The organism is Occallatibacter sp. FHG110214_02 (genome assembly GCF_059115385.1).
Genome location: NZ_JBZYWK010000027.1, coordinates 44,062 through 51,531, shown reverse-complemented (window position 1 = coordinate 51,531; position 7,470 = coordinate 44,062). Strand labels below are relative to the sequence as shown.

The 7,470-nt window shown below is 55.4% G+C and carries 5 protein-coding genes and 1 pseudogene; 2 read left to right on the top strand and 4 right to left on the bottom strand.

Going from position 1 to position 7,470, the window contains the following annotated elements:
• The 3 genes and pseudogenes from AC5S3R_RS18415 to dnaN form a co-directional block, all read right to left on the bottom strand.
• A pseudogene (locus AC5S3R_RS18415) lies at window positions 1-251 on the bottom strand (L-seryl-tRNA selenium transferase); the annotation flags it as partial.
• A 71-nt stretch (window positions 252-322) separates the two neighbouring features.
• On the bottom strand, window positions 323-856 hold the full coding sequence (locus tag AC5S3R_RS18410) for a RidA family protein (protein ID WP_494268633.1): 534 nt from the start codon (window positions 854-856) through the stop codon (window positions 323-325).
• Window positions 857-1,013: 157 nt separating this feature from the next.
• On the bottom strand, window positions 1,014-2,135 hold the full coding sequence (gene dnaN / locus AC5S3R_RS18405) for a DNA polymerase III subunit beta (RefSeq protein ID WP_494268636.1): 1,122 nt from the start codon (window positions 2,133-2,135) through the stop codon (window positions 1,014-1,016).
• Window positions 2,136-3,028: 893 nt separating this feature from the next.
• On the opposite strand from dnaN, the gene AC5S3R_RS18400 reads away from it, so the two are divergent.
• Together AC5S3R_RS18400 and AC5S3R_RS18395 are read left to right on the top strand one after the other, a co-directional pair.
• On the top strand, window positions 3,029-4,579 hold the full coding sequence (locus AC5S3R_RS18400) for an ankyrin repeat domain-containing protein (protein WP_494268632.1): 1,551 nt from the start codon (window positions 3,029-3,031) through the stop codon (window positions 4,577-4,579).
• 113 nt (window positions 4,580-4,692) lie between these two features.
• Entirely contained in the window at window positions 4,693-5,505 is an 813-nt protein-coding gene (locus AC5S3R_RS18395) for a HEPN domain-containing protein (protein WP_494268631.1), read from the top strand.
• A 62-nt stretch (window positions 5,506-5,567) separates the two neighbouring features.
• Here the strand turns inward: AC5S3R_RS18395 and AC5S3R_RS18390 are convergent, their stop codons facing one another.
• Window positions 5,568-7,457: a hypothetical protein gene (locus AC5S3R_RS18390; protein WP_494268630.1), complete on the bottom strand. Its 1,890-nt coding sequence runs from the start codon at window positions 7,455-7,457 to the stop codon at window positions 5,568-5,570.
• Between the last annotated feature and the right edge of the window lie 13 nt (window positions 7,458-7,470).

Genomic DNA, 7,470 nt, shown 5'->3' with positions numbered 1-7,470 from the left:
GAGCCGCCAATCACCGTTACGGTGCCGACAATATTGATGAGCGGCTTTACGCCCAGCTCGGCGTAGACATCGCCCGTAGAACCAAGGCCGCTTGTAATCGGCACAATCGGGTGGCCGTCCAGCAGCGGGGAAGCAGGGGCATCCGGCTTTGCCGTGGCGGCGCGCAGCGGCGCTGGAGCCAATGCGCCGCCTCCAACCGCGCCTAAAAGTGAGAGAAACGAACGGCGATTCCAGATGGACTTCAGATTCATGAATTGTTTCCTTTCCGTGACCTCAAAAAATTTCTATCAATCTATGGGCTTGTGCGGATGCCGCGTCATGCTTACGGATTGACGACGAGCGCGCTTCCCACCATCTCAATCAACGAATCACCTGGAATCCAATCTACCGCCACGCACGCCCGGGACGGGGCTTTTCCGGGGCTGAAGTAGGTTCCGTAGATTTTATTCAGCGCATCGTACTGCGCTTTATGCGCGTCGAAACGGGCTTTACCCTGCGGTGTCGCCACTCCGTCTGCCAAAGGCAGGCAAAGCGTGACCTCCAGATGCAGGATATTGTCCATGTTAGAGCCGGCGCGTTCGAGCGAACGCTTCAGTGCATCCATGGTACGCGTGACGTGCTTCTCGAAGGGGTCGGTCACCAGAACATGGTCGTCCTTGGGATAGCCATCGTTCGCGCCGGTTCCGGAGAAGTAGTAGATGCCGTCATGAATATGGTTGCTGCGCCTGGGCTTGTCGCCGCCTGCGGCCTGCGCTACCGCCGGAGCCTGTTGCGCAAAGAGCCGCGAAGCACCGGCTGCTACAGCCGTCATTGAAGCCAGCTTTCCAAAGAAACTACGCCGGGAGGCAATCTCCATACCCCATCTCCTTCAGTCCTGAGGATTCACCTATCGCGAGAGCGTGAGCGAATCATAGGCGATGGCGCAAGGAGCGAATACGGACAAATGACATAGGCGCGCGGAAAAAGCAAAAGCCCTCTGCAATGAGGGCTTTTGCTTTTCCCATACAGGAAAGTCATATCCTCATCGGCATCAGAACATAGCGCGAGCGGTACTCCGCATCCGGGTCTTCGGGGCGCATCTGGCCGGCGGATTGCGAGTCCTTGAACTCGAGCCGCACTTCGCCTTCATTGCCCAGAGCCTTGAGGAAGTCGAGGATGTAAGACGAGTTGAAGCCCACCACAATCGGGTCACCGGAGTAAGGCGTATCAATCGTGTCTTCCGACTCGCCGGATTCCGTGGACGCTGCCGAAAGCTTCAGCTCATTCGACTCAAGGCGCAGGCGAATCGCGCCGGAGCGCTCATCGGCAAACTGTGCGACACGTTGAATCGATGCAGAAAGCTCGCTGGAGCGGATGACGGCGAACTTGGTGTTATCACGCGGCATCACGGCTTCGTAGTTGGGGAACTGGCCGGTCAGCTTGCGCGAACTGAGCGTGCGGTGACCTACGCGGAAGAAGAGCGTGTGCTCGTCGTCTGCAAATTCCACGGTCTCGGCATCGGAGCTATTCAGCAGGCTTGCCAGCTCCTGCAGCGCCTTGCGCGGAATGAGCACTCGCTTTTCGCCGCTGATGCCTTCGAGCGTTTCGCCGGGCTTTTCGACGAAGCTGAGGCGATGGCCGTCCGTGGCAACCATGGCAATCGACTCTGCCTTGAGCACCACCAGCGCTCCGTTCAGCGTATAGCGCGACTCTTCATTCGAGATGGCGAAGATAGTCCGCGAGATAAGCGTCTTGAGCGCGACTGCGGAAAGCGTGGTTACCGCGATGGAAGGGAACTCGGGAACCTGCGGGTAGTTGGCACGCGCCATGCCGACCATCTTGGTGTTCGAACGGCCGGAGCGAATCTGTACCCAGTGGTTTTCAAGCAGTTTGATGGAGACTTCGCCCTCGGGCAGCAGCTTTACGTAGTCGTAGAGCTTGCGTGCCGGAATGGTGCAGGAGCCCGGCTTCTTGACCTTGACGGAGGCGCTGGTGCGAATCGCCTGGTCGAGATCCGTGGCTGTGATGGAGAGCTTGTCGTCTTCGGCTTCCACCAGAAAGTTGGAAAGAATGGGGATAGTCGTCTTGCGCTCCACCACGCTCTGCGTAGCGGTTAGTTCCTTCAGCAGTTCCTGGCGGCTTACCGTAATCTCCATCGCTGCCCCCTGTGCCGATTCTCGCCCGGCAGTTTGTTCGACATCCGATTCCGTGATTGGCATTCCCCTACCCCCACCTTGCCAGCGCTCTCCCTGGCGGTCTCAGCTTTTGCGCCAGCGGCGCAGATATCTGGACGGCTAGTCCCTTGTTCCTGATTGTATTCAGGTTTGCGCCAATCTCAATGGTGGAAAACGTGCGTCATGTCTGGATTCCTCGTACCATGTTCCCGAAAAGTAAGCATTTTGGCGTGCCATGCAGCCTGATGAGCCGGGAAATGGAGGCTGTTTGCGGCAGTGCGCGTTGGCACAAAAGCCTGCGACGGAGACTGAGTTTTTCTATGAAAAGAGAAATACATACCCCGTAGTCATAACCGTTCCGTGCGGAAAAGTGGATAACTTGCTTAACTTCTCTGAATAGAAGCGGATAGATATATGTCCAGTTTTCTAAAACTTGGCATGTTCAATCTGCAGAATTGGAAAACTGGTGTGGAAGCCCGTTAGCCTGCCCCTGATTTCCCACGCTTTCAACAGCAAAGCTGAAACCCCCTGTGAATTCCTGGGAGATTTTGTGGGTTTCTAGTCCAAAGGCGCATGGATTGCAGCGATGGAATGCGCGCGTTCTGCACAGCGGACGTGGTTTCCACGGCTTCCACAAGCGCTTTGCGGAGCGTGGAAAAGCGGGGCGCAATCCGCGGCGCGCCGAGCCGGTGTTGTAGGTGTAACGAATGCCGGTAGACCAAAATATTTTTCTGCTGATACTCTTGTCTCGCACTGAAAAGGGTGCACCCCGTCCGCGGAAAGGGATTATCCCACCTTTGGTTTTGTGTTTACCCACAACCCACTCTCTTCTCGCCCGGCGCAGCGGACCACGGGCACACAAGAAGGAGTGAATTATGTCTTTACGCGAATTACCCGCGCGCCCCAACCTTGACCACCTGAAAAATCAGGCTCACACGCTACTGCGGCAGGTGCAGGAGTCGGACGCAGCGGCAGCCGGACGCTTTACTGCCTTTGGCATCTCCGCCACCCAGCCAAAATATGCCGATGCGCTCCACGTCATCGCCCGTGAGTACGGCTTTGACACCTGGCCGGCGCTCAAGCAGCGCGTCGAAATTTCTTCTGAAGATGCAACCGAAGCGCTGATTGCGGCCATCCGTTCTGACAACGCAGCGCTGGTGCGCGAGGTGCTTGCGCGTCACGCGTCGCTGCGGGAACGCATCGATGAGCCGCTGCCGAACTTTGCTTTCGACGCTCCGGCGATTCTTGGCGCTGTCCACCGGAAGAACCGAGCGATGGTGGATGCTCTGCTCGATGCCGGTGCCAACATCAATGCACGCTCGCGCTGGTGGGCGGGCAGCTACGGTGTACTGGATGAGGCAAGCCCGGAGCTGTCGGCGTATCTCATCGAGCGCGGAGCTACGGTGGATATTCACGCGGCGGCCAGGCTGGGGATGAGGGACCGCGTGCGGCAGCTTCTTGCGGCAGATCCAACTCTTATCCACGCCCGCGGCGGCGATGGGCAGCTTCCGTTGCACTTTGCGAAGACGGTTGAGATTGCTGCTCTACTGTTGGACCACGGTGCCGAGATTGACGCTCGCGATATCGACCATGAATCCACCGCAGCGCAATATATGGCCTGTACGGATCGCCGTGAAGTGGCGCGTTATCTGCTCTCGCGCGGTGCAAAGGCAGACATTCTGATGGCTTCCGCGCTTGGCGACCGTGCTCTGGTCGAAGAGATTCTGAACAACGACCCGGACACCGTGCGCGTGACCGTGAGTGAGCGCAACTTTCCCAAGCAGGACCCGCGTTCCGGCGGCATCATCTACATCTACGGCTTCGGCATCACCAAGTCGCCGCACTTGCTGGCGCATGAGTTCGGCCACAAGGATGTTTTTGATTTGCTGATGCAGCGCAGCGCTCCGTGGCTGCGGCTTATTGTTGCGGCGGAGATTGAAGAGGATGCGCTCTTCCAGCGGCTGCTCGCGCAGCATCCCAATGTGATTGCAAAGCTCAACGAGCGCACTGTGCGCCGCCTTATGGGCGTGGTTGTGCGAAACAACACGCGCTCTGTTGTGCAATTGCTGGAAGCTGGCTGGCCGGCCAATGTATCGATGGATAACAACCAGACCGCGCTGCACTTTGCCGCATGGCATGGCAATCTCGCGGTCGTTCGCGCGCTGCTTGCGCATGGTGCAGCCATCAACATCTATGAGACGGAGCATGGTGGCAATGCACTGGCATGGGCGCTGCATGGCTCCATGCACAGTTGGCAGCGCGACAGGGGCGATTATCCTGCCGTGACGCAAGCGCTTCTGGATGCGGGCATGCGAATTCCAGCGCCGGAAAATATGCCGCTTGTGGCGACTGACGATGTGCTGGAGGTTGTGCATGAATATGCGCGACAGCATCCGGAGGCAAGTGTCTCTCCAGGGGTTTCGTAACGCAGCGGTTTCGTTATGGGAGTCTCTTCCTGTTTCAGAACACGCATGGAATTTGTGCGCATCTTCTTCCCTCATGACTATTGCTCCGCTTTCAAACTGGAAGCGGAGCAGCTATGGCCATCGACATACAACGGCTGGAAGACGAGTTGGTACGCATGACAGCGGACGAGGCTCCGGGGCGCGAGTTTTGCCAGGCGGTGGCAGAGTTGGCGCGTACCGGGCGCATCGGCGAGCTGGAGCATGTGCTGCCCGAAGCTGCTTACAAGGAGATGGCGGCGCACTATGCCCGCGATCCCGGCGGCTTTGTCACCGGGTGGCAAAACCTTGCGCAGGAGATGCACCAGGGCTTTATCCAGCATGCACGGCAACGGCTCACGCATCTCACGCGGCTTTTGCCTATCGAAACAGCCACGCAGACGCCGACATGGCAGGAGATTCAGCGAGCGCTCGATACGCATGAGAATGACCTGCTGCGCGCCTCGATAGCCTTTGAGCTAATCGAGCTGATTGAGCCGGCAACGAAGCGGGCCACACATCTACGCGAGTGCGTGGTGACCTCGGCAGCATCCGAAGAAGCCGATCGTTATCTGAATGAAGCAACGCGCTGCTACTTTCTGGGGCTCTATACAGCCTGCGCCGTAATGTGCCGCAGCGTGGTGGAAGAGGCCGTGAAGCAAATGCTGCCCGATCCAATTGCAAAGCAGGTAGAGAGGCGTTATCGCAACACACCCACATTGGGAAACCTGCTGCACGAGGTAAACAACAACCTGCAGATGACTGGAATAGACGCGGCCTTTCTGCGCCCTGCCAATCGCGTCAACGATGTTGGCCGCAAAGCCGTGCACCAGGGCCTGTTAAGCGAGGAAGAAGCGCGCAAGTGCCTGCAGGATGCGAGGCGTGCGCTGGAGCTTTTGCTGAGAAGCTAGAAGCAAAGTCTTTGCTTTTGTTTCAACATCAATAGCTGAATAGCTATGCCTTATGAAGAATTTTAGTATTTGTTCTTGAGAATCAAGCGAATCGTGCGGGACGAAAATTCATCCATAGATGTGACTTGCACGGGAGCATCTGGCAGAGGAATCATAAAAGGTTGATTTACGTATTCCTGCGTGTTCATGGTGTTTATCAACTGAATCAGTTCGCCTGGCGTTAATACTCGCGGCAAGTTTTCCTGAAGGAAATACTCAGGTGCTGTTTTTGGTGGTACATACTCGGCATGCAGGGTGCATATCACCGGTAAAAGATGTGTGATCGTGGGTGGAATTTCGTAATTCTTTCCTTCGCGAGGGTAGCTCGCAATCAGCCGGGCGCGCTTGTCGTTCTCGTCTATCTGATGTTGTATCTGTCCTCCGCCCGCCCAGCGATTATTGAGCGAGTCGGGGCTGTAGAAGTGCATCGGCTTCTTCGTGCTCATCGCTTTGCAGTTAACCAGGATTAGGATGTTATTAACTTGGATATATAAATCTATCTCGCGTGTATTGCTGGACTCGTTATTCAGCTCAAGCTTTTTTCCGGGCTTAATAAGAAATATTGCACGCTTACAGCGCTGTGTAATACGCTCCGCAAGAACATTCTCAAAATACAATCCCTTGGCAGTGCCAACATGACCTTTCCAGGCTGCTTTTGGAGCGTTGCGTATGGACTCCTTCAGATGAGTGACGAGCCGCGTTGCATCAACAATGTAAAAGCCACCCTGCTCCATAAGGCACCCCTGCATGGAAGGACCCAGCAGATTGCATCCGCGAGAAGACACCTGGTCGAACTCCAGATATTGCAGGAAGTGCTCCAGAAACTTGTCAGCTTCAGGTTTCGGAACCGTTGGATATTCTTCGGAAAGAAGAGAGAGGAATGCGAGATGGAAGTCGTCCTTTGCCATGATAAGCAGCCCGGAATTGCAAAGGTTGTGCTGACAAAGCACTCCATATTGTCCCTTAGCTGCGTTGGAGATCAATTCATTCCAGACAGAGAAGCAAAGAAGAAGATCATAAACATGAAGTGTCCAGCGGGAGAGTAATGCGGCACCATTGCTTGCGGATTCGAGTTTCAGAAAGGTCTCGGCCCATTTAGGGAGCACAGAGGTAAAAGGGATGAAAGGTCCGTCATTATCGTGGTCCTGCTTTGGAGAAAAAGACAGGTTGCAGTGATAGATCATCCAGTTGTGGAGCGCATCCTGCAAGGATGAGAAGGTTAGCCAGACTAGAGGATGATCGATATCGATAAAATCTGGAGAGTCCAGTACATCCAGGGGTAACCCCTTGAAGCCGAGAGCGGCAGTCCACTGCTTGCTTCGGCTATACCAAAGTGCCAAAGCTGCGTCAGTCTCGTCATCGGTGGTGACCGTCAGTTCCTTCTCCTCATCGATCAGGAGTCTGCTGCCTCTCAAAGCTGATTCGTAGAGGCGCTTGGTCTTCATCATCTCTTCAAAGAACTGGAGCAGCGTATTGAGTTGATGGAAGTCCTCCGGTGTAACATCGCGAGATAAAGCACCGGTGCGTTCTATCAGGACATCATGATGATAATTATTCCCATGTTTGACTGTCAGCGCGGTAAAAAAATCAAGCATCTCGGACTTCTGCTTATATAACTCCAGATTGTCGCTTGGGCTGCAATAGGGCAGACTGCGATAGCAGAGAAGCCAGTACAAAGGGGAATGTGTATCGAGAATCCGGGCGCAAACTTCCTCAGCCTGGGTAAAGTGCTTTTTCAGGAGATCCGAAGCATTGCCGGCTTCTGTAATCAATCGTTCTCGCCAGGATGCAATTACCAGGCGGTTAGCCGTATACAGTGCAATCGATTCTTCTTCGATACGCTCTTGCATTATTTCCTGGGAGCCAATGCCTGATTGCTTCCGAGGATTTGGTCGGCCCTGAACGTCTTTCACAACGCCTCCCGTC